Source organism: Corynebacterium sp. 335C, from assembly GCF_053525695.1.
This window is the reverse complement of the sequence record NZ_JASTTB010000001.1, coordinates 1,172,429-1,195,092: the sequence shown is the minus strand read 5'-3', so window position 1 is coordinate 1,195,092 and position 22,664 is coordinate 1,172,429. Positions and strand designations below refer to the sequence as shown.

Annotated in this window: 15 protein-coding genes and 1 pseudogene; 11 read left to right on the top strand and 5 right to left on the bottom strand. The window is 78.2% G+C overall.

All coding sequences use genetic code 11. From position 1 onward, the window contains the following. Positions 1 to 4 precede the first annotated feature (4 nt). Both QQS41_RS05045 and QQS41_RS05040 read left to right on the top strand, forming a co-directional pair. Positions 5 to 2,383 (top strand): DUF6541 family protein, encoded by a 2,379-nt coding sequence (locus QQS41_RS05045; protein ID WP_448851562.1) that lies wholly within the window; start codon positions 5 to 7, stop codon positions 2,381 to 2,383. Between the two features lie 80 nt (positions 2,384 to 2,463). Beyond that, positions 2,464 to 3,174, top strand: a complete 711-nt coding sequence (locus QQS41_RS05040; protein ID WP_448851561.1) for a hypothetical protein — start codon at positions 2,464 to 2,466, stop codon at positions 3,172 to 3,174. 25 nt (positions 3,175 to 3,199) lie between these two features. Here QQS41_RS05040 and QQS41_RS05035 read toward each other — a convergent pair whose 3' ends face one another. Further along, positions 3,200 to 4,204, bottom strand: a complete 1,005-nt coding sequence (locus tag QQS41_RS05035) for a hypothetical protein (RefSeq protein ID WP_448851560.1) — start codon at positions 4,202 to 4,204, stop codon at positions 3,200 to 3,202. Between the two features lie 238 nt (positions 4,205 to 4,442). Here QQS41_RS05035 and eccB point away from each other — a divergent pair, with 238 nt between their 5' ends. Then, on the top strand, positions 4,443 to 5,750 hold the full coding sequence (gene eccB, locus QQS41_RS05030) for a type VII secretion protein EccB (RefSeq protein WP_448851559.1): 1,308 nt from the start codon (positions 4,443 to 4,445) through the stop codon (positions 5,748 to 5,750). Here eccB and QQS41_RS05025 read toward each other — a convergent pair. Both QQS41_RS05025 and eccD read right to left on the bottom strand, forming a co-directional pair. Further along, complete coding sequence (locus QQS41_RS05025) at positions 5,719 to 6,921, bottom strand: S8 family serine peptidase (RefSeq protein WP_448851558.1); 1,203 nt, start codon at positions 6,919 to 6,921, stop codon at positions 5,719 to 5,721. The genes eccB and QQS41_RS05025 overlap by 32 nt on opposite strands. Further along, positions 6,918 to 8,294, bottom strand: a complete 1,377-nt coding sequence (gene eccD, locus QQS41_RS05020) for a type VII secretion integral membrane protein EccD (RefSeq protein WP_448851557.1) — start codon at positions 8,292 to 8,294, stop codon at positions 6,918 to 6,920. The genes QQS41_RS05025 and eccD overlap by 4 nt, the downstream gene beginning before the upstream one ends. A 135-nt stretch (positions 8,295 to 8,429) precedes the next feature. Here eccD and eccCa point away from each other — a divergent pair, with 135 nt between their 5' ends. The 7 genes from eccCa (at position 8,430) to QQS41_RS04985 (ending at position 18,514) form a co-directional block, all read left to right on the top strand. Then, positions 8,430 to 12,290: a type VII secretion protein EccCa gene (eccCa, locus tag QQS41_RS05015; RefSeq protein ID WP_448851556.1), complete on the top strand. Its 3,861-nt coding sequence runs from the start codon at positions 8,430 to 8,432 to the stop codon at positions 12,288 to 12,290. Then, on the top strand, positions 12,290 to 13,615 hold the full coding sequence (locus tag QQS41_RS05010) for a type VII secretion-associated protein (RefSeq protein WP_448851555.1): 1,326 nt from the start codon (positions 12,290 to 12,292) through the stop codon (positions 13,613 to 13,615). The genes eccCa and QQS41_RS05010 overlap by 1 nt, the downstream gene beginning before the upstream one ends. Positions 13,616 to 13,874: 259 nt before the next feature. Continuing rightward, entirely contained in the window at positions 13,875 to 14,204 is a 330-nt protein-coding gene (locus tag QQS41_RS05005) for a WXG100 family type VII secretion target (RefSeq protein ID WP_448851554.1), read from the top strand. A gap of 81 nt (positions 14,205 to 14,285) precedes the next feature. Further along, a complete protein-coding gene (locus QQS41_RS05000) occupies positions 14,286 to 14,573 on the top strand; it encodes a WXG100 family type VII secretion target (RefSeq protein ID WP_448851553.1) in 288 nt (95 codons plus the stop codon). A 223-nt stretch (positions 14,574 to 14,796) separates the two neighbouring features. Further along, on the top strand, positions 14,797 to 15,240 hold the full coding sequence (rplM, locus tag QQS41_RS04995; protein ID WP_448851986.1) for a 50S ribosomal protein L13: 444 nt from the start codon (positions 14,797 to 14,799) through the stop codon (positions 15,238 to 15,240). Further along, the gene (gene rpsI / locus QQS41_RS04990) at positions 15,237 to 15,779 is read left to right on the top strand and encodes a 30S ribosomal protein S9 (RefSeq protein WP_448851552.1); all 543 of its coding nucleotides are present in this window, start codon (positions 15,237 to 15,239) and stop codon (positions 15,777 to 15,779) included. The genes rplM and rpsI overlap by 4 nt, the downstream gene beginning before the upstream one ends. Positions 15,780 to 16,033: 254 nt before the next feature. Next, positions 16,034 to 18,514, top strand: a complete 2,481-nt coding sequence (locus QQS41_RS04985; protein WP_448851551.1) for an acyltransferase family protein — start codon at positions 16,034 to 16,036, stop codon at positions 18,512 to 18,514. A gap of 91 nt (positions 18,515 to 18,605) precedes the next feature. Here the strand turns inward: QQS41_RS04985 and QQS41_RS04980 are convergent, their stop codons facing one another. Beyond that, positions 18,606 to 20,201: a dipeptide ABC transporter ATP-binding protein gene (locus QQS41_RS04980; RefSeq protein ID WP_448851985.1), complete on the bottom strand. Its 1,596-nt coding sequence runs from the start codon at positions 20,199 to 20,201 to the stop codon at positions 18,606 to 18,608. Next, positions 20,186 to 20,992 (bottom strand): annotated as a pseudogene (locus tag QQS41_RS04975) (ABC transporter permease); the annotation flags it as partial. The pseudogene QQS41_RS04975 and the gene QQS41_RS04980, both read right to left, overlap by 16 nt. 130 nt (positions 20,993 to 21,122) lie before the next feature. Here QQS41_RS04975 and glmM point away from each other — a divergent pair. Next, the gene (gene glmM, locus QQS41_RS04970) at positions 21,123 to 22,466 is read left to right on the top strand and encodes a phosphoglucosamine mutase (protein ID WP_448851550.1); all 1,344 of its coding nucleotides are present in this window, start codon (positions 21,123 to 21,125) and stop codon (positions 22,464 to 22,466) included. The last annotated feature ends 198 nt before the right edge of the window (positions 22,467 to 22,664 follow it).

Sequence of the window (22,664 nt, the reverse complement as noted above, 5' to 3'; positions counted from 1 at the left end):
CCCGATGCCCGCATCCCTCCTGGTGCTGCTCCTGCTGCTCATCGCCCCCGGCGCGATCGTGTCGGCGGTCGCCGGCCTGCGCCCCGCGTGGGCGCTGGCGGCCGGCCCCGCCGTGACGCTGTGCGTCACGGGCGTCGCCGGCTTCCTGCTGGGCCTGGTCGACGTCCCCTACGGCTTCGCGAGCCTGGGCGCCGTGTGGCTCGGCTTCGTCGCCGTGGCCGCCGCGTGGCGCGCGGCGTTCGCGGCGGGTCGCCGCAGGCGCGCGTCGCGTGACGACGGGGACCGCGCCGGCGGGGATCCGGAGGCCGCGGGCGATGACGAGGCGGCCGGGGAGGCGGCCGTCGTCACGCGAACCACCGGACGCCACCGCGCGGTGCCGGCGGACGCCGGGGACGGCGCCGGCGGCGGGCGCCTGGCGGCCGCCGTGCCGCAGCTGCTGGGCCTGGCCGGCGTCGTCACCGGCTTCTTCCTGCTGTGGACGCCGCTGTGGAACCGCCTGCAGCGCGTCCCCGGCGCGCTGGAGTCCATCCCGCAGGCGTGGGACGTGCACTGGCACGCCTCCGTCATCCGCTACATCCGCGACTTCGGCATGGCGTCGGCGACCCGGATGGGCGAGATCCAGAACATCGAGACGAAGGACCCGATGTTCTATCCGGCGGCGTGGCACGCGCTCGGCGCGACGGTGGGGGAGGCCTCCGGCATCAGCACCATCGCCGTCACGAACCTCATGGGCATCGCCGTGCCCGCCGTCACCGTGCCGCTGGCCGCCGCCGCCCTGGCGTGGCGGCTCGTCGACCGGCCGGGGCTCTCCGCCGGCATCGCCGCGGGACTGGCCGCCGTCGCCTCGGCGTCGCTGCCGGTGCTGTACCCCATCGGCATCGCCGTCGGCGCCTGGCCGTACCTGGTGGCCATCGGCCTCGGCGTCGTCTGCTTCGTCCTCGTCTCCTCGACGCCGCACCGGCCGGAGCGCATCCTGCCCGCCGGCCTCGCCCTCGGCGGCGCCGGACTGACTCACCCGTCGGCCCTGGCGGTCGCCGCGGTGCTCGGCGTGCTGTGGTGGCTGCTGCTGCGCCTGTGGGCCCCGGTGCGCCCGGAGCTCGGCGCCGTCCGCTCCCGGCTGCGGGACCTCGGCATGCTCGCCGCCTCCGGCGGCGTCGGCCTCCTGGTGTTCGCCCCGCAGGTGCTGCTCATGTCCGGCACGGGGCAGGACGAGGAGATCGGGACGTTCAGCGCGACCGTCGACACCGACCGCGTCGGCTCCTGGATCCTGGCCACCCGCATGCTCACCCGGCACGCGGAGCCGCTGCACCCGGTGTGGCCCGTCATCATCGCGGGCGCGGCCGGCCTGCTGGTGGCGCTGGTCTGGCGCCGCGCCGTCTGGGCGGCGGCCGCCTTCGGCTTCTTCCTGGTCACCGTCGTCCACGGCCTGCACCCCATCGGCGGGGCCTTCGCCGGGGTGCTCGACGCCTACGCGACCATGCACTACTCCACGCCGCACCGGCTCATCATGCCGGTGGCGTACCTCTACTGCGCCGGCGCCGGCGTGCTCCTCGCCGCCGTGCTGCGGCTGGTCACCGGCGGCACCGTGCGCCGCCTGGCGCCGTGGAACGGCGTCGCCGCCGTCGTCGCCGCGGTGGCCGTCGCCGGCGTCATGGCCCCCTGGGCCGTGCAGCGCAACGCGGAGGCCATGGACTACGGCGTCGAGAACCGCGACGGCCGAGCCGTCGGCCCCGAGGACCTCCGCGCCTTCGACTGGCTCGCCCGCCAGCCCGAGACCCGCGAGCACACCATCTACCTCAACCCCAACGAGTCGTCCGGCTGGATGTACGCCCGCAACGGCCTGCCGTCGCTGTTCCGCCACAACCTCTGGCCGTCCGTGCCGGAGGACGGGTTCTCCGCCACCGACATGATCTACTGGCACGCCGACAAGATCGGCGCCGGCGTCGAGGGCGACCCCTGGGCGCTCAACGACATCGACCGGGCCGTGGAGAAGCTGAACGTCGGCTTCCTCTACGTCTCGCCGCCAAACCTGTGGCCGCAGGAGCCCTACACCTGGCCGTGGACCGTCGGCGCCTGGTGGGCCCCCGGCACCACGCTGGTGTACAAGGACGGCCCCGTCGGCATCCTCGCCGTCAACCGCGCCATCGGCGCCGACGCCATCGCCCGCATGCGCGCCGAGTCCCCGGAGCCGCTGCCGCCGCTGCCCACCCACGAGGTGATGGGCGTCCCCGGCGGCGACGCGCCCTACGTCTTCATGCCCGGCGAGCCCAGGGAGGGCAACCCGCTGGTCGCCCCGCCGCCCGGCGAGCCCGGCCCGCCGCCGACCCCGACGCCGCCGCTGCAGATCGGCGACCCCCGCCTGGACGAGGTGCTGTTCTTCTAGGGGCCCGCGGCCCGGGTTCCGCGGTCCGGCGCCCCCGGAACGGGGCGCGCGGGCGGCCCGGGGGACTATGGTCGTGACCCATGCGCTTCCCCAAGGCCCTCGCGGCGACCCTGATGATCGGCGGCCTGGCCCTCGCCGGCTGCTCCGGCGACGACGAGTCCGCCCCGCCGGCCCCGCCGGCGCCGCCGTCGACGTCCAGCTCGGCCCCGTCGAGCTCCTCCACGACGGAGACGACGTCGACCGAGCAGACCGCCACCGGCCCCCGCGTCGTCGACCCCGCGGAGTTCACCCCGCCGGACGGCTCCAACGCGCGGCTCTTCGTCCTCGCCGACGGCGTGACCGAGTGCTGGATGACCGACATCGGCGACGCCTTCCTCAACTGCACCACCAACTTCGCGGAGCCCCCGACGGTCACCGACATCAACGGCAACCAGTCGACCGCCAACTCCGTGTCCTTCAACCCGTCGGGCATCACCTACGAGACGCTGATGTACCCCGACACCGGCTACCAGCCGCGGACCCTCGCCCCCGGCGAGCAGCTGTCCGACTTCGGATACACGTGCACCGCGCTCAGCGACTCCAAGGTCGAGTGCACCGGCCCGCAGGGCACCGCCACCATCGGCGACGGCGTCGCCGAGGGCGCCACCGTCCCGCAGGGCCCCGCCCCCGCGCCGGAGCCCGCCCCGGCCCCCGAGCCGGCCCCGGGCGCGCCCGCCGCGCCGGGCGCCCCGGCGGCCCCGGGCCTGCCGGACGTCGTCGAGGACATCCTGCCCCCGGCGCCCGGCCAGTAGCCGACCGCCCGCGCCCCGGCGGCCCTCAGTCGGGCGGCAGGGGCAGCGGGCGGATGACGGTGCGCGCGCCCCGCGCGTCGTCAAGCTCCCACGTGTGCGCCCCGACCGCCAGCACCGGCCCCGTCCGCGCCGGGCACGGCCGCGGCGCCGCCGACCGCACCGTCACGCCGCGACCGCCCGCGGGCCCCGTCGCGGGGTGATCGCCGTCGCGCACGACGACGTCGACGCGGTCCTCCCCGCCCGGGCCCAGCACGACCGCGCCCCGGTCGAGCAGGGCGCGGAAGCGGCGCGGCCGCGCCGTCGCCACGCCCACCCGCGCGCCCAGCACCAGCGCCGGGCCGAGCACCGCGTCGAGCCGCTCCGGCTCCGCGACCACGGTGAACCGCTCCACCTCCGCCGCCCGCAGCGTCACCGGCGCACCCCGATCCCCGGCGCCGAGGACGTGCTCCGGGGCCGGAGGGACCCGCCAGGCCGCCGGGCCCCGCAGCCACACGTGCGGCCGCCGCAGGTGCCGCATCCGCGTCGCCCGCGCCACCGCGGCCCCCGGCGGGAACCGCAGCGCGTCGGCCACCTCCGCGTCGTCCAGCGGCCGCGCCCGCAGGCCCAGGCACCGCACCCGGTGGGCCAGATGCGCGGCCAGCGCGGCGCGCTCCTCCGGCGACGGATCGTCGCCCGCCGTCGCCAGCAGCGCGCCCCAGCCACCCGACCGTACGCCGAGCGAGGCCGCCGCGGCGCGGTAGCCGTGCGCGAACTCCCCGCCCGCCGCATGCGGGCCCGCGCCCGTGACGTGCAGCGACGCCGCGTCGACCGGCACCGGCGCGTCGCGCACCAGCGCCAGCAGCTCGTCCGCCGGAAGCACGGCGGAGGCCGCGGCGCTCACCCGCAGCCCCGCCGCCGGCGTCGGCGGCGTGCCCCGCAGCCGGTCCCGCAGGCTCCGGCCCCGCACCGGCACGTGCGCCGCCAGCGCCAGCCCCGCGGCCGCCGCGGCCAGCCCCGCCGTCAGCGCCGCGTCGGCGTCCATCACGTCCATGGGATCCCCCTCGTCGCCCCGTCCCCCGGAATCGGGCGGCACCCGCCGCCGTCGTCCGGGACCGTAGCAGCGCGGCGGCGGGCGCGCCCGGTGCGCGCCCGGTGCGCGGGGGAGGTGGGGACGGCGGGCACGGGCGCCGGGCGCGGGCGGGCCGCAGCCGGTAGCGTGCCCGGCGGGGCGCCCGCCGTCGGGGGACGCGGGCGCCGGACGCATCGGCGACGACGGGGGAGGAACCGCCATGCCCAGAACGCCCACCACGCCCGCGCAGGTCTCCGGCCACCGGTTCCTGGTGCGGCGCGTCGAGCACGCCCTGGTCCGCGCGGACGCGGCGATGCTCCACGACCCGCAGCGCACCCGCGGCCGGGCCCTGGCCGCCGGCGCGGCCCTGGCCGTCCTGGCAGTCGCCGGCGCCGCCGTGCTGGGGCTCGTGCGCCCCGGCGCCGGGTCGGCCGACGACGCGGACCTGCTCATGGTGCGCGGCACCGGCGCCCTGCACGTGCGCATCGGCGACCGGCTGCACCCGGTGGACAACCTCGCCTCGGCGCGGCTGGTGCTGGGCCGGCCGGAGCAGCCGCGCCGCGTCGGCGCCGGGGCGCTGGAGGGCGTGCCCGCCGGGCCGCCGCTCGGGGTGCCGGGCGCCCCGGCGGTCGCCCCGGAGGAGCCGGCGGCCGCGCCCGCCACCGCCGGGGTGTGCGAGCTCGTCGCCGCGGACCCCGCGGACCCGGCGGGAGGGCCGGCGGTGGCGCGGACCGTCGTCAGGCTCGGGGGAGGGGGGAGGCCCGACGACGGCACCGCGACGCTCGCCGCCGGGGACGGCGCCCACTGGCTCGTGCTCGGCGGACGGCGCGCCCGCGTCGACCCCGCGGACCCGGTGCTCGCCCGGGCGCTGGGCCTGGGGTCGGCGCAGGTGCGCCCGGCGGGGCCGGACTGGCTGCGCGCCCTGCCGGAGGCCCCGCCCGTGGCCGCCCCGGACGTCGGGCCCGTCGGGCAGCCCGCGCCGTTCCCGGCGCCGTTCGACGTGGTCGGGCGGGTGGTGGACGTCGGCACGCGGTCGGTGGCCGTCACCCCGGCCGGCGCCGTCGACGTCGGGCCGGTCGTCGCCGACGTGCTCGCCGCGCTCGGCGGGAGGGCGGCGGCGGGGGAGCCGCAGCTGGCGGCCGTGCCCGTCGCCCCGCCCGTCGACCCGGGCTCCCTGCCGGAGGCGCCGCCCCGGTGGGCCCCGGCGGAGGGGTGGCTGTGCGCGGACTCCGACGCCGACGGTCCCGCGGCGGTGGTCGCCGGCGAGCCCGCCGGGCCGCACGTGCCGTACGCCGCCGCCGACGGGGCGGGTCCGGCCGTCGACGCTTACGCGGGCCCCGCCGCCACCGTCGCCGCCGACGCAGGGGAGGGGGCGCTGCTGGTCTCCGGGGCGGGGCTGCGCCACCGCGTCCACGGCGACCCGGCGGTGCTCGGCCACCCCGCGCCGGGCCGGCTGCCGTGGCGGGTGCTCGCCGCCCTGCCGGAGGGCCCGGCGCTCAGCCGGGCCGCCGCGCTGCGGGCGCGCTGAGGCCGCGCCACGCCAGGGCCGCCGCACCGGCGGCGGCGAGCACCGCGGCGACGAGGCCGAGGCGGCGCGCCGGGCCGTCGTCGGCGGGTGTGGGCGCGGGCGGCGGATCCGCGGGCGCCGGGGGCGGGGCGGCCGCCGCATCCGGCCAGGACACCGCCGCGGCCGGATCGACGACGCCGGCGCCGAGGCCCGGCCCCGCCGGCGTCGCGGTGGCGACGAGGGCCTCCCGCACCTGCGCCGGTGACAGGTGCGGTGCCCGCGACAGCACCAGCGCCGCGACGCCCGCGACGACCGGGGCGGCGAAGGACGTGCCCGCCACCGGCGTCTCCCCGCCGGCGGAGACGAGGGCGCCGGCCAGGCCGTCGCCACGCGGATCCGGGCCCGTGACCGGCCCGCCGGGCGCTGCGACGTCGACCCACGGGCCGGTCAGCGCCCACTCCGCGGGCGCCGCCGCGGCTCCGGCCGGGCGGGGGTGGGCGACGGCGGTGACCGCCACGACCTCGTCGAGCACCGCCGGCCACGCCACGGCGCCGTCGCGGCAGTCGGCGCCGCGGTTGCCGGAGGCGGCGACGACGACCGCGCCGGCGGCCTCCGCCCGGGCGACGGCATCGCGCACCTCCGCGGCGCCGGGCGGCTCCGCGCCCGCCGGGGCGCAGGAGGCCAGGGAAACGTTGATGACCCGGGCGCCGGCCGCCAGTGCGGAGTCGACGGCGGCGGCGAGCGTCGCCAGGTCGTGGTCGTCGCCGACGGGCTGGCGCACCGACGCCATCTGCGCGCCGGGTGCGACGCCGACGACGGCGTCGGGGCCGGGGCGGGTCGCGATGACGCCGGCGACGAAGGTGCCGTGGGCGTCGCAGTCGTGCAGGGCCCCGCCGCCGTGGTGGTCCCCGGCGTCGGCGACGCCGCCCAGGCGCGGGTGGTCGGCGACGCCGGTGTCGACGACGGCGACGACGACCCCGGAGCCGTCGGCGAGCTCCCGGGCCTCCCGCAGCCGCAGCCGCTCGTCCGCCGGGGTGGGGCGGCGCAGCGCGGCGGCGTCGGCGGGCGCGGTGCCCGTGCAGCGGACCTGCGCGTGGGCCTGCGGCGGGAACGCCCCCGGGACGGCCGTCGCCAGGACCGCCGCGACGGCGACCGCCGCCCCGCGGCCCGCGCCCCTCCCGCGCGCCCTCACCGCGCCACCAGCTCCCGGACCAGGCCGGGCAGCCCGGCGGCCGCGGCGGCCAGCGGCGGGATGACGGCGATGGCCAGGGCCTCGGCGAGCTCCAGGGCGCGCCGGGCCGTCGGCGTCACCGCATCCGGCGGTGGCGCGGGCACGGCCGCCGCCGCCAGCAGGGGCAGCGCGAGCGCCAGGGCCGCCCACCAGACGCCGTCGCCGCCGTCCCACGCGCGGTGCGCCAGCAGCGCCGGCACCCACGCCGCCAGCAGCGCGAGGGCCGCGGCGGGGACGGGGCGGGCGTGGCCGCGGGACTGGATGGCCGCCAGCGCGGCGAGCGCCGCCGCCACCGCCAGCACCGTCGCGTCCTCCCCGGTCGCCGCGAGCAGGGCCAGCGACGCCGCGAGCACGGGCGCGAGCCCGGCGACCAGCCCGTCCAGCAGGGCGCCGGCGCGCACGGCGGCCGGGCGCGGGTCGCCCGGGGCGTCGTCGTCCGGGTAGGGCTGCCCGGCCGCCGGGACCGCGGGCACCCGCACCCGGGCCAGTGCCGTCGCCGCGGCGGGGGCGGCGGTGAGCGCCACGACGCCGAGGGCCAGCACCCCTGCCCACGCCGCCCGCGGCCCGGCCCCGGACCACAGCAGACCCGCCGCCGCGGCCGCGCACGCCGCCACCGCTCCGGAGGCGGCCGCCGGGGCCAGCGCCGCGGGGCAGCGGGGCCCTCCGGCCGCCGCCACGGCCCCGGCGCCGGCCGCCGCACCCAGGGCGAGTCCCGCCAGCTGCGCCGCCGACCACGCCGTCGACCCGGCCGTGGCCGCACCCGCCGTCGCGGCGAGACAGCACGCCTGCACGGCGAGCACCTCCACCGTCGCCTCCGCCGCCCCACGCCGCCGGGCCACCGCGGCGGCGACCGCGGCGGCGAGGAACAGCGCCCCGGCGACGGCCGCCGCCTCCCACGGCCGCAGCAGCGAGGCGTGCAGGCAGGCCGCCGCGACCGGCGGCACCGCCAGCAGCGCGACCGCCCGGGCCACCGGGCCGTCGGCCGCCCCGGTCCGCCCGGAGGCCTCCGCCAGCACGTCGGTGACGTCGGCGACCAGCGGCGGCGGCGCCGGCCCCGGGTCGTCGGCGATGGTCAGCCGGTCGCCGTCGGCGACGCCGGTCTCCGCCAGCGTCCGCTCCGGGTCGGCGACCGTGCCGTCGGCGCGCCGCAGCCGCCACGCCGCCCCCGCCGGCGCCGCGGCGGCCGCCCCGCCCGGCGGCCCGGCGCAGTCCAGCAGCTCGGGCAGCAGATCGGCGACGGCGACGTCCAGCGGCGCCACCAGGTCGGCGCGCCGCGTCGCGCCGCCGGCGGCGACGTCGACGCGGATGCGCACGGATCGGTCCAGTCGGTCCATGTCCGGTTCCCCCTCCGGTTCGTCCCCCGCGCCCGCGGGTGCTCCCGGCGGGCGACCCCCGTCATGCTGGCCTATGCTGTCGGCGACCGCCACCGGACGGGGACCGGTGGCCGTGCACGAGGGGGATAGACGGTCATGGGGGACGACCATCGGCGGCCGATCGCGCCCGACGGGGGCGCGGGGGCCGTCGCAACGCAACACGACGATCGCGGCGGGCATGCGCACGCGCCGGGCCACACGACCGGCCCGCTGCCGGTGCCCGCGCCGCCGCCGCTGGTGCCGGGCGAGATCCGGCCCGACCCGCCGCCGGAGGCGCCGGAGCCGCGGCGCACGCCGCTGCTGCGGGCGCTGCTGCCGGTGGTGATGCTCGTCGCGGTGGTCGGCATGGTCGCGGTGATGGTCGCCTCCGGGGCGGCGCGCAACCCGATGACCTTCCTGTTCCCGGTCATCATGGTGGTGTCGACGCTGGGGATGCTCGCCGGCGGCGCCTCCGGCGGCACGGACCTGGGGGCGGTGCGCCGCGGCTACCAGCGCCACCTCGCGGGCGTGCGCCGCGCGATCGGGGAGGCGACGGCGGCGCAGCGGGCCCGCGCCCGCCACGACCACCCGGACCCGGGCGACCTGTGGTCGGTGGCGTGCGGCCCGCGGCTGTGGACGCGCCGGGCGGGGGACGGGGACTTCGGGCTGGTGCGCATCGGCCGCGGCACGCAGGAGCCGGCGACGCCGGTGGTGCCGCCGGACGTCGGCGCCCCGGAGACCCTCGACCCGGTCGGCGCCACCGCGCTGCGGGCGGTGCTGCGCCCGGCCCGCGCGGTGCCGGACCTGCCGGTGTCGCTGCAGCTCACGGCGTTTCCGGTGGTGTCGGTGGCGGGGGACGCGGCGGCATCGCGGGCCGCGGTGCGCGCGTGGCTGGCGCAGCTGGCGACGTTCCATCACCCGGCGGACGTCGCCGTCGCGGCCGTCGCGCCGGGCCCGGAGTGGGACGCGCTGAAGTGGCTGCCGCACCACCGCGGCGCCGGCGGGGTGCTGCGCCCGCGCCCGGGCGAGCCCGCGGCGGCGGTGCTCGATCGGGTGCCGGAGGACGCGGCGCACGTGGTGGTGCTGGTCGACGGGGCGGGTCCCGCGGATGCGGTGGATCTGCCGGTGCGTGACGACGTGACCCTCCTGCAGTCCGCCGCCGCACCCGGCCCGCTGCGCGACGCCGCCCGGGAGCGGGGCCTGGCGCTGACCGTCCGCGACGGCCGGCTCGTCGCGGCGACGGCGGCGGGGGAGGAGGACTTCGCCGAGGCCGACGCCCTCGGCCCCCGGTCGGCCGACGCCCTGTTCCGCCGCCTGCCGGACGCCCCGGGGCGCGCGGCCCGCGCCGGCGGCGACGGCCGCGACCCGGTGCTCGCAGCCCTCGGGGCGGACCCGCCGCCGGAGCGCCTCGACCCGGCGCCGCGGCTCGGGGCGGCGCGGCTGCGGGTGCCCGTCGGCGTCGACCCGTCCGGGGCCGTGGTGCACCTGGACGTCAAGGAGGCCGCCGAGGGCGGCGTCGGCCCGCACGGCCTGTGCATCGGCGCCACCGGCTCCGGCAAGTCGGAGGCGCTGCGCACCATCGTCCTGGCGATGGCGGCGACGCACCCGCCGGAGCAGCTGAACCTCGTGCTCGTCGACTTCAAGGGCGGCGCCACCTTCCTGGGGCTGGAGGAGCTGCCGCACGTCTCGGCGGTCATCACGAACCTGGCCGACGAGCTGGTGCTGGTGGACCGCATGCAGGACGCCATCGCCGGCGAGATGACGCGCCGTCAGGAGCTGCTGCGCGCCGCCGGCAACTTCCAGGGCGTCTCCGCCTACGAGGCCGCCCGCCGCGCCGGGCGCGGCGACCTGGCGCCGCTGCCGGCGCTGCTCATCGTCGTCGACGAGTTCAGCGAGCTGCTCGGCCACCGGCCGGAGTTCGCGGACCTGTTCGTCGCCGTCGGCAGGCTGGGCCGCAGCCTGCACATGCACCTGCTGCTGGCCTCCCAGCGGCTGGAGGAGGGGCGGCTGCGCGGCCTGGACAGCCACCTGTCGTACCGCATCGGCCTGAAGACGTTCTCCGCCGCGGAGTCCCGCACCGTCCTCGGCGTCCCCGACGCGCACCTGCTGCCGCCGGAGCCGGGCACCGGGTACCTGAAGACCGACGCCGGCCCGCCGCGCCGCTTCCGCGCCGCCTACGTCTCGGGTCCGGTGCGCGGCGGGGCGGCGGCCGCGGGCGGCGCGGGCGCGGTGCCGCGGGTGCGGCCGTTCACGGCGGAGCCGGACGAGCCGGAGGGCCCGGCCGCGCCCGCCGCCGGGGATGCCGCGCCCGGCGCCCCGACCACCCTCGACGCCGCCGTCGCGGCGCTGCGCCACCTGCCCGGCCGCGCCCACCGCGTGTGGCTGCCGCCCCTGCCGCCGGCCGCCGCGCCCGCGGAGCTGCCCGCCGACCCGGCGGGGCCGCGGCCGCTGACCGGCGCCATCGGGCTCGTCGACAACCCGCTGCAGCAGCGGCAGGACCCGGAGGTCGTCGACCTGACCGGCGCCGGCGGCCACGTCGCCGTCGTCGGCGCGCCCCGGTCCGGCAAGACCACCGCGCTGCGCACGCTGGTGCTGGCGCTGGCGCGGACGACGACGTCGGCGCAGCTGGAGGTCTCCGTCATCGACTACGGCGCCGGCGGGCTGGCCGATCTGGCGGCGCTGCCGCACGTGCGCTCCGTCGCCCACCGCGGCGACGCCGACCGGCTGCGCCGCACCATCGCCGACGCCGCCGCGGAGATCGCCGCCCGCGAGGCCCGCTGCCGGGCCCGCGGCTGGCATTCCGCGGAGGCCGCGCGGGCGGCGGGCGTGCCGGACCTGCTGCTCGTCGTCGACGGCTTCCCCGCCCTGCGCGCCGAATCCCAGGATCTGGCCGACCGCATCCAGGCGATCGTCGCCGACGGCCTGGCCGTCGGGGTCCACGTCGCCCTGTCCGCCCACCGGTGGACGGAGCTGCGCCCCGCCGTCCGCGACCTGCTGGGCACGCGGGTGGAGCTGCGGCAGGCGGAGGCCATCGACTCCGTCCACGACCGGAAGGCCGCGGCGCGGGTGCCGAAGTCCCCGGGCCGGGGCCTGGCCGCCGGCGGGCTCGCCCTGCTCGTCGCCCGCACCGGCCCCGCCGACACCCGGGAGGCCGCGGCGGCCGCCCGGGCCCGCGGCGACCGGGACGCCGATCCGCTGCGGCTGCTGCCGGAGCGGGTCACCCCGGGCGAGGTGCTCGCCGCGCCGGGCGGCGACGCCGCCGTCGCCGCGGGCCGGGTGCCGCTGGGGCTGGACGAGGACGGGCTGGCCGCCGTCTCCTTCGACCCCGCCCGGCACCGCCACCTCGCGGTCCTCGGGTCCGCCGGGTCGGGGCGGACGACGGCGCTGCGGACCGCCGCCGACGGGCTGCGGGCGGCGCGGTCGTCGATGAAGTTCGTCGTCGTCGACTATCGCCGCGGGCTGCTCGGCCACGTGCCGGCGGACCGGCTGGCGGGCTACGCCGGGTCGTCGGCGGTGGCGGAGCCGATGATCGCCGAGCTCGCCGGGGTCCTGCGCGGCAGGCTCCCGGCCGCCGACATCACCCCGGAGCGCCTGGCGGCCCGCGACTGGTGGGAGGGCCCGGAGCTCGCCGTCGTCGTCGACGACTACGACCTGGTCGCCGGTGCCCGCGGCAACCCGCTGGCCCCGCTGGCGGAGTTCATCCCGCACGCCGCCGACATCGGCCTGCACCTCGTGCTGGCCCGGCGCATCGGCGGGGCGCTGCGGGCGCTGCACGACCCGGTCTTCGGCGGCATCCGGGACCAGGGCGCGGCGGCGCTGGTGCTCGACGGCGCGCGGGAGGACGGCCCCGTCTTCGGAGTGCTGCCGGACGCGCGGCCGCCGGGGCGCGGGCACTGGGCGGAGCACGGCCGGCCGGCGCGGCTGGTGCAGGTCGCCGCGGAGACCGCGGACGCCCCTGCGACGGGAGGCGTCGGCTGATGCCCGGGGTGCTGCACCTGTGGGGCCCCGCCGCCGCGGGCCCGGAGTCCGACGCCGCCGCGATCGCCGCCCACGTCCGCGACGCCGGCGGGCCGCCGGTGGTCGTCGTCGCCCCGTCCTACTGGGGAGCGGTGCGCCGCGGGCTGCTGGAGCGGGGGCTCGCCGCCGCGGGCGCCCCGGATGCGCTGGTGACGGGCATCGACGACGAGCTGCGGGGCCTGGAGCCGCCGCTGGCGCCGCGGTCGGTGCTGGTGGAGGTCGAGGACGGCCGCCTCGCCGTCACGGACCTGGCCTTCCCGGCGGGGCCGTCGCGCACGCGGCTGACGCACGCGGAGGGCCCGCCGATCGACATCGTGCTGGCCGCCGCGGGCTTCGACCCGGCCGGGGTGCCGCCGGCTGCGCGGACGGCGCCGCCGGAGGCGGAGTTCCTCGTCGCCGCCGCGCCCGGCCATCCCCTGGTCGGGGATCTGCGCCGGCGCGGGCACCTGGCGTATCCGGTGCCCGCGGATCTGCTGGGCACCAGCGAGGTCCGCGCCCCCTCGCCGCAGCCGCGTGACGACGTGCCCCTCCCGGCCCCCGCGCCCCCGCCGGAGGGGGAGGGGGCGGAGCCGGCGTACGACGGCGCGGACGAGCCGGAGACCGGGGTCCTCGACATCGGGGAGCTGCGCCGGCGGGCGCGGGAGGCGCCGGCGCGGCGGCTGCCGCGCGTGTCGCCGTGGCTGCCGCTGGGCGCGCTGGCGACGGCGGCGGTGGCCGTCGCCGCCGCGATCGTCGTCATCTTCCCGGGCCCGCCGGACGCGCCGCCCGCTTCCGTCGCCGTGGCGGGGGAGGCCCCGCCCGCGGGGCCGTCCACGGGAGCGCCGCCCCCGACGGAGGCGGCGGAGCCCTGGGACCTGCCCGACCCGGACGCCCCGCCGCCGGTCCACCGCCTGGAGGCCGCCGGCGCGTCGGTGGAGCTGCCCGCCACGTGGCGGCTGGACGACGGCGCCCCGCCCGGCACGCTCGCCGCCGTCGACGGCGGGCCGATGCGCGTCCTCGCGGCGGCCCCGCCGGCCGCCCCGGGGCTCACGCCGGCCCGCCTCGCCGCCGGTCTGGCCGAGGGCGTCGCGGGCGACCCGGCGCTCGGCCCGGTGGGGCGGGCGGCCGTGGGCGGGGTGGACGTCGTCACGCACGAGGAGCGCCCCGGCGACGGCACCGTCGTGCTGTGGCACCACCGCGTCGTCGGCGGGCGGCAGGTCAGCGTCGGCTGCCAGTTCCGCGGCCCCGCCATCCCGCACGTCCGGCCGACGTGCGACGCGGCGGTTGCCTCGGCGCGGCCCGCCTGACCCGGCGGGTGCCCCCGTCGCCGGCGAGATGGAACCGGATCGGCGCCGGGCGCGTCTATTACGGGCGACGGCGCAGCGCCGGGGCCCTCCCGCCGGGAGGGGCCGCGCCCGCGCCGTGCCGGCCGCCGCAGACGGGGCCGGCGGGGGAACCGCCCCGCACGCGGGCGGGCACGACCACGACGCGCGGCGCCGGAACGGCCGGCGCCGCGGACAGGGCACCGGGCCCCGGCGACGGGGACGGGAACACAGAGGGGGACACGTGAGCGACGCGCTCTTCACCACCGAAACTTCGACCATGACCACGACCGCCGGGCAGGTCGACGGCGTCAATGCGGAGGTGCAGGGCGAGCTCGCCCGCCTGCGCGGCACCGTCGACGGGCTCGCCGGCCAGTGGCGCGGCCAGGCCAAGACGGCGTTCGACGAGCTGATGGTGCGCTGGGACGGCGCGGCCCACAAGCTGTCGCAGGCGCTGACCGACATCGCGGAGACGATCCGCGCGAACTCGCGGTCGTTCGACTCCGGCGAGGAGGCCGGGGCGGCCGACATCAACCGGGTGGGCGCCGCCGGCGCCGGCCTGCTTAACCTGTAGCCGCCGGGCGCGGCACCGCACGACACCGACATCATCATCCGCGGCCCCGGGGGAGGGGCCGCAGCACCGAGGGGGACGACAATGGACACCATCCGCTACCAGTTCGCCGGCATCGCCGCCGGCGTCGACGACATCCGCGGCACCTCCGCCCGCATCCAGGGCCAGCTGGAGGACCTGAAGGCGCGGCTGCAGCCGATGATCGCGACGTGGGAGGGCGAGTCGTCGACCGCCTACCAGGAGGCCCAGGGCCGCTGGGACTCCGCCGCCGCGGAGCTCAACGCCATCCTGGAGGCCATCGCCCGCACCGTCGGCGAGGGCAACGACCGCATGGCGGACATCAACCGCCAGGCCGCCGCCAGCTGGGCCTGACCCGGCCGCAGCGCGGACGCGCCGCCACCGCCGCGCCCCGCCCCCGGACGTTCCCGGGGCCGGGGCGCGGCACGCGTTTTGGTCCCGTGACGTGCGGCGGGTAGGGTGGTCAGCCTGTGCGCGCGGAAGCCAGCACGCCTCCCCGGGTCTCCACCGGCCGCCGGGGACGGTACGACGCGCCCACCGGCCGGCAGTAGTTGAACAGACCCTGTTAGGAGTCATGTTGTCCACTTTCCACCCGAAGGACGGTGACATCGAGCGCAAGTGGTGGGTCATCGACGCCACCGACGTCGTGCTCGGCCGTCTGGCCACCCACGCCGCCGATCTCCTCCGCGGCAAGAACAAGCCGTACTTCGCGCCGAACGTCGACTGCGGCGATCACGTCATCGTGATCAACGCCGACAAGGTGCACGTCTCCTCCAACAAGCGCGAGCGCGAGATGCGCTACCGCCACTCCGGCTTCCCGGGTGGCCTGAAGTCCATGACCCTGGGCCGTTCCCTCGAGGTGCACCCGGAGCGGGTCATCGAGGAGTCGATCAAGGGCATGATGCCGCACAACAAGCTGTCGCGTCAGTCCATCAAGAAGCTCCACGTCTACGCCGGCTCCGAGCACCCGCACGCGGGCTCCAAGCCGGAGAACTACGAGATCAAGGCGGTGTCCCAGTGACCGAGCAGAACGAGAACACCGAGGCGACCTACGAGGACGTCCAGGCCGCCGCGTCGGCCGCCACGGAGGAGTTCACCTCCACCATCGGCGACGCCGTCGTCGACGAGTCCGCGGAGACCGAGGTCGAGGCCCCGGCCGCCCCGCAGACCCTCGAGGGCCCGATCCAGACCGTCGGCCGCCGCAAGCGCGCCATCGCCCGCGTCATCCTGACCCCGGGCACCGGCACCATCACCTGCAACGGCCGCGAGCTGGACGACTACTTCCCGAACAAGCTGCACCAGCAGGAGATCAAGGATCCGCTGGTCCTGCTGGAGCGCGAGAACCAGTTCGACATCCGCGCCAACATCAACGGCGGCGGCCCGTCCGGCCAGGCTGGCGCCCTGCGCCTGGCCATCGCCCGCGCGCTGAACCTGTACAACCCGGAGGAGCGCGGCCAGCTGAAGAAGGCCGGCTTCCTCACCCGCGACGCCCGCGCCGTCGAGCGCAAGAAGGCTGGCCTGCACAAGGCCCGCCGCGCGCCGCAGTACTCCAAGCGCTGATCCCGCGCGGCCCCGGGCCGCTCGCGCGACACGCGCACCGCACGCCCCGCATCACGTTCCCGTGGTGCGGGGCGTCGCCGTGTCCGGGGGCTTTCCGCATGGTGGCGCGGGCCGCGGGGCGGTTCTGCGGGCGGGTCCGGAATCGCCGCGCGCGGTGCCCCGGCGGGTGCCGGCCCCGGTGCTACATTCGTGGCCCGTACGCGCCCCGCGGCCCCTTCGGCGGGCCCTCGGCCAGTCCATCCGGAAGGTACGCGATGACCCCAGCCGACGACGCAGGCGCCCGGCCCGACGACGCGGAGGTCCACGGCCCCGGCGGGCCCTCCTCCGGCGCCGATCCGGGTGCGGAGCGGGCGGCGCTCGAGGAGGAGCGCGACGCCATCCTCGCGGCCCGGCCGGAGCTGGACGCGCGGATCTCGGAGCTGGAGGACCGGCGGACGCTGGAGGACGCGCGGCTCGGGGAGATCGAGGATCGGCTCGCGGAGCTCGACGCGCGGGAGCGTGACGACGACGCGCCGACCGGCGCCGGCGACGAAGCCGGCGGCGACGGAGACGACGCGGAGGCCGCGGACGCGGGGGAGCGCGGCGACGAGGTGCCGGCCGACGCGGAGACGACGGCCATCCCCGTCGCCCCGGCGGCCGCGCCGCTCCCGGACGGCGGCCCCGCGCCCGCGGGCCCGTCGCGCACGGAGGCGCCCGACGACGGGGCCGCCGCCGATTCCGCCGGCTCCGCCGACGGCGCCGACGGCGCCGACGACGCGGACACCGCCCGGGTGCCCGCCGCCGCGACCGCCGCAGCCGCAGCCGCCGCCGGCACCACCGCGACCGCGACCGCCGCGCCCGGGCGCGAGCCGAAGGGGACCCGCCCGGACGACGCCCGGAGGCCCGCCGCGGAGGCCCCGCGCAAGCGTCCCCGCGGCCGCATCCGCCGCGTGCCCGGCATCGACGGGCTCCGCGGCCTCGCCGTCGCCGCCGTCGTCGTCTACCACTTCTTCGGCGACGTGCTGCCGGGCGGCTACCTCGGCGTCGACGTGTTCTTCGTCCTGTCCGGCTTCCTCATCACCTCGCTGCTCGTGCGCGAGCGGGCGGTGACGGGGCGCATCGATCTGAAGGACTTCTGGCTCCGCCGCGTCCGGCGCATCCTGCCGGCGGCGATGTTCGTCCTGGTCATCACCATCGCGGCGGCCGGCATCGTCGGCGGAGACCCGTCGGTGGGGCTGGGGTCGCAGTTCCTCGGCACCCTCTTCTTCGCCAACAACTGGGTGCAGATCGCCGGGTCGCAGTCGTACTTCGCGGACTCCGGCGTGCAGATCACGGCCCACTACTGGTCGCTGGCGGTGGAGGAGCAGTTCTACGTCCTGTGGCCGCTGGCCGTCGTCGGGCTCTACGCCCTGCGCCGCGGCAGCAGGCCCGTGGCCTTCGCCTTCGCGGGCCTGGCGCTGGCGTCGCTGGTGCTCATGGTCGCGCTGTACGACCCGGAGGCCGACCCGACGCGCGTCTACTACGGCACCGACACCCACGCCTTCGGCCTGCTCATCGGCGCCCTGCTGGCGGTGCTGGCGACGACGACGTTCGCGGTGCCCGACGCCGACTCCTGGCCCGCCGAGCGCGGGCCGCTGCGGGAGAAGAGGACGGCGGCCATCGCCGGCGTCGCCGCCCTGGTCGGCCTCGTGCTGCTGTTCCTCTTCCTCGGCGACCAGCTGGCGGTCACGTACCGCGGCGGCCTCTTCGCCGCCTCCCTGCTGACCGCCGTGCTGCTGCTCGCCGTCGTCCGCGAGGCGGGGCCGGTCTCGGCGCTGTTCCGCAGCCCGCCCATGCGCTGGCTCGGCGAGCGGTCGTTCAGCCTCTACCTGTGGCACTGGCCGGTCATGATCCTGACGACGGAGCTGCTGCGCGACACCGCCGTCGGCCGCAGCGCCTGGATCCCGGGGCTCATCGCCCTGGCGGTGTCCCTGCCGCTGTCGGCGTGGTCGTACCGCTGGGTGGAGACCCCGGTGCGCCGCCGCGGCTACAGGGCGGTGGCCGCCGACCTCGTCGGCGCCGGCGCCCCGGCCGCCCGCCGCATCATCGCCCCGGCCGCCGCCGGCGCGGTCGCGGCGCTGGCCATCTCCGGCATCGTCACCTCCCCGGACCAGACCCGCCTGGAGGCGGACCTCGAGGCGGCGAAGGCGCAGCAGACGGAGGCGGAGCAGGCGGAGGAGGCCGACCTGGAGAAGCGGGAGATGCCCACCGGCGACCAGATCACCGCCATCGGCGACTCCGTGATGCTCGCCTCCCAGCAGGCGCTGCAGGAGGAGTTCCCCGGCATCCACGTCGACGGCGGCGTCTCCCGCCACTGGAACATGATCCCGCCGATCATCGACCAGATGAAGGCGGAGGGCACGCTCGACCCGTTCGTCGTCCTGGGCCTCGGCACCAACGGCCCGGCGGGGCAGGAGGAGCTCGACGCGCTCATCGAACAGATCGGGGAGGACCACGTCATCGTCCTCGTCCTGCCCTACGGCGACCGCTGGTACATGCCGGAGGCGGAGGCCGAGACCCTCGCCGCCGCGGAGCGCCACGACAACGTCATCGTCGCCGACTGGTGCCACGCCGCCCGCGACGACCTGTCGCTGCTGCGCGACGACCTCATCCACCCGACCCCGCCCGGCGCCCTGGCCTACTCCGGCGCCCTGCGCGACGCGCTGCAGTCGTGGGTCGACCACGAGGAGACGGTGCCCGGGGTCTGCGGCGTGTAGCCGCCGGCCGCCGCAGCCGCGGCGGGGACCGCGGGCGGGCCCCGTCGTCACGCGAAGGGAGCCGCGGGAACCCGGGGAACCGGGGGAGCGGTCACAGCTCCGGGTTGGCTCCCGGGATCGCGTCGAGGAGCCGGCGCGTGTACTCCTCGCGCGGGTCCTCGAACAGCTCGTCGGTCGGGCGGTGCTCGACGACGCGGCCGCGCTCCATCACCACCACCTCGTCGGCGACCTGGCGGACGACCGCCAGGTCGTGGGTGATGAACAGGTAGGCGAGGTCGAGCTCCTCCTGCAGCTCCGCGAGGAGCTCCAGCACCTGCGCCTGCACGATGACGTCCAGGGCGGAGACCGCCTCGTCGCACACCACGACCTCCGGGTTCAGCGCGAGGGCGCGGGCGATGGCGACGCGCTGGCGCTGGCCGCCGGACAGCTCGCCGGGGAAGCGGCGGGCCATCGACGCGGGCAGCGCGACGCGGTCGAGCAGCTCGCGGACGCGCGCGTCCCTCTCCCTCCGGTCGCCGATGCGGTGGATGCGCAGCGGCTCCTCGATGGCGGCGTGGACCGACCGCATGGGGTCGAGCGTCGCGTAGGGGTTCTGGAAGATCGGCTGGATGCGGCGGCGCAGCTCCAGCTCGGCGCGGCGGCCGCGGCCGTGGACGGGCTCGCCGTCGAACAGCACCTCGCCGTCGGTGGGCTCCAGCAGGCCCAGCGCCATGTTCGCCACGGTCGACTTGCCGGAGCCGGACTCGCCGACGATGCCGATGGTGCGGCCCTGCCGCAGCGTGAAGTCCACGCCGTCGACGGCGGTGAACGTCTCCTTGCGCCACGGCCTGTCGCCGGGCACCTCGAACTCGCGGCGCAGCCCGCGGACGACGAGCATCTCGCGGCACTCCTCGTCGGGGCGCGTCGGCACGGTGGCGACGCGGTCGCCGCGGCGGGCCGCCAGCGACGGCGCCGCCGCGATGAGCCGGCGCGTGTACGGGTGGCGGGGATCGCGCAGCACCTCGGCGGCGGGGCCGGACTCGACGACGCGGCCGCGCTCCATGACGACGATGCGGTCGGCGCGCTCCGCCGCCAGGCCCAGGTCGTGGGTGATGAGCAGCACCGACGTCCCCGGCTCTCGGGTCAGGGTGCCCAGGTGGTCCAGGATGCGCTTGGCGACGGTGACGTCCAGCGCGGAGGTCGGCTCGTCGGCGATGAGGAGCTTCGGGCGGGCGGCGAGGCCGATGGCGATGAGCGCGCGCTGGCGCATGCCGCCGGAGAACTGGTGCGGGTACTGGCCGACGCGATCGGCGGCGTCGTCGAGGCCCGCCTGCTCCAGCAGCTCCACCGCCTTCCTGTGCGCGTCGGAGCCGCGGGCGACGTTGTTGGCGTGCAGCGCCTCCTCGACCTGCCGGCCGACGGTCCAGACGGGGTTGAGGTTGGTCATCGGGTCCTGGGGGACCAGGCCGATGCCGCTGCCGCGGATCTCCTCCCACTGCTTCTCCGTCAGCCCGGTGACGTCGCGGCCGTCGAAGAGGCTCTCGCCGCCGGTGACGCGGCCGCCGGGCGGCAGCAGGCCGAGGGCGGCGTGGACGGCGGTGGACTTGCCGGAGCCGGACTCGCCGACGATGGCGACGGTCTCGCCCTCGTGGACGCGGATGTCGGCGGAGTGCACGACGTCGCGCACCTCCGCGCGGCGGCCGGCCAGAACAGGTTGGACGGGGCCTGGCGCAGCACCTGCTGCGCCGTGGAGATGTCGTTGCCCCAGCTGACGGTCGTCGTCGGCAGGCCGATGCCCAGGTACGACAGGGTCGCCTCGGCGACGATGTAGATGCCCAGCGACGTCGTCGCCATGACGATGACGGGCGCCAGGCAGTTCGGCAGCACGTGGCGCACCAGCGTCCCGGCGCGGGACAGGCCCAGCGCCCGGGCGGCGGTGACGTACTCCTCCTGCTTCACGCTCATCACGGATCCGCGGACGACGCGGGCCATCTGCGGCCAGCCGAACGCGGAGAGCACCAGCACGACCGACCAGATGGTGCGGTCGGTGAACAGCTGCATCAGCACGATGCCGGCCAGGATGAGCGGGATGGCGAAGAACACGTCGGTGATGCGCGACAGGATCGCGTCGACCCAGCCGCCGAGGAAGCCGGCGACGGAGCCGACGACGACGCCGATGGCCGTCACCAGGGCGGTGACGCCGATGCCGGTGATGACCGAGGCGCGGGCGCCGTAGATGACGCGCGAGTACACGTCGTAGCCCTGCTGGGTGAAGCCCATCGGATGGCCGTCGCGGGCCGGGCCCAGCGAGTCGACGAGGTTGCCGTCGCGCGGGTCGAGGGAGGTGAACAGCTGGGGGAACGCCGCGACGAGCAGCACCAGCAGGATGATGGCGGCCGACGCCCAGAACAGGGGGCGGCGGCGCAGGTCGCGCCAGGCGGTGCCCCACAGGCCGGCCGCGTGGCTGCGCCCGCCGCGCCGGGCGGGTGCCGTCGTCACGCGGAGGGCGCCGCACGTGCGGCGCGCCGGCCGCGCGACGCACCCGGGCCACCCGCCGCCCCGGGCGGCGCCGCCCCGGTGGCACAATGGTCCGCTGACAGGGAAACCGACCCCAGGAGGAACCGGGAACATGGCCCGCCTGTTCGGAACCGATGGCGTGCGAGGACTCGCCAACAGGACGCTCACCGCGCCGCTGGCCCTGCGCCTCGGCGCGGCCGCCGCGACCGTGCTGACCCGCGGCACCGACCCGTCGAAGCGCCGCCCGCGCGCCGTCGTCGGCCGCGACCCGCGCGTCTCCGGCGAGATGCTCGCCGCCGCGCTGTGCGCGGGCCTGGCGTCGAAGGGCGTCGACGTCATCCGCGTCGGCGTGCTGCCGACCCCGGCCGTGGCGTACCTGACGGACGACTACGGCGCGGAGCTGGGCGTCATGATCTCCGCCTCCCACAACCCGATGCCGGACAACGGCATCAAGTTCTTCTCCGCCGGCGGCACCAAGCTGGACGACGCGGTGGAGAAGGCCATCGAGCGGGAGCTCGACATGCTGGAGCCGGGCGGCCCGACCGGCACCGGCGTCGGCCGCGTGCTGGAGGAGGCGCCGGACGGCCTGGAGCGTTACCTCATGCACCTGTCGCGCGCGGTGCCGCAGAAGTTCGACGGCATCCGCGTCGTCGTCGACGCCGCCAACGGCGCCGCGTCGAAGGCCGCGCCGATGGCCTACGCGGCGGCCGGCGCCGACGTCGTCGCCATCCACGACAAGCCGAACGCGTACAACATCAACGACAACTGCGGCTCGACCCACATCGAGGTCGTCCGCCGCGCGGTGCTGGAGCACGGCGCCGACCTGGGCCTGGCCCACGACGGCGACGCGGACCGCTGCCTGGCGGTCGACAGCGAGGGCAACGTCGTCGACGGCGACCAGATCCTGGCCATCCTGGCGGTGGCGATGAAGGAGAACGGCGACCTGCGCAAGTCCACCCTCGTCGCGACGGTGATGTCGAACCTGGGCCTGAAGCTGGCGATGCGCGAGCAGGGCATCGACGTGCGCACCACGAAGGTCGGCGACCGCTACGTGCTGGCGGACCTCGCCGCGGGCGGCTACTCGCTGGGCGGCGAGCAGTCCGGCCACGTCGTCATCCCCTCGCACGCCACCACCGGCGACGGCACGCTGACGGGCCTGAGCCTCATGGCGCGGATGGCGGACACCGGCAAGTCGCTGAAGGAGCTGGCCTCGGTGATGACCGTGCTGCCGCAGACGCTCATCAACGTGCCGGTCGCCGACAAGTCCGCCATCGCCGACGCGCCCTCCGTGAAGGACGCGATCGCCGAGGCGGAGGCGGAGCTCGGGGACTCCGGCCGCGTGCTGCTGCGCCCCTCGGGCACCGAGGAGCTGTTCCGCGTGATGGCGGAGGCCGCCGACGCCGAGTCGGCGCGCCGCATCGCCGGGCGGCTCGCCGCGGTGGTCGCCGCGGTCTAGGGGGGGAACCGGTGGGGGACACCGGCTTCCGCGGATCCGCGTGACGACGGCGCGGGGCGCCGCCGCATCCCCGGCGACCCCCGGATGGGGCGGGCGGCGCACGGCCGCCGCGGAGTCCGTGACGCGCCGCGTCTACGCTGGTGGCGTGGAGAATCCGGCGGAACCGGTCCGCCGGCCACGGCCCGCCGCGCACGCCGC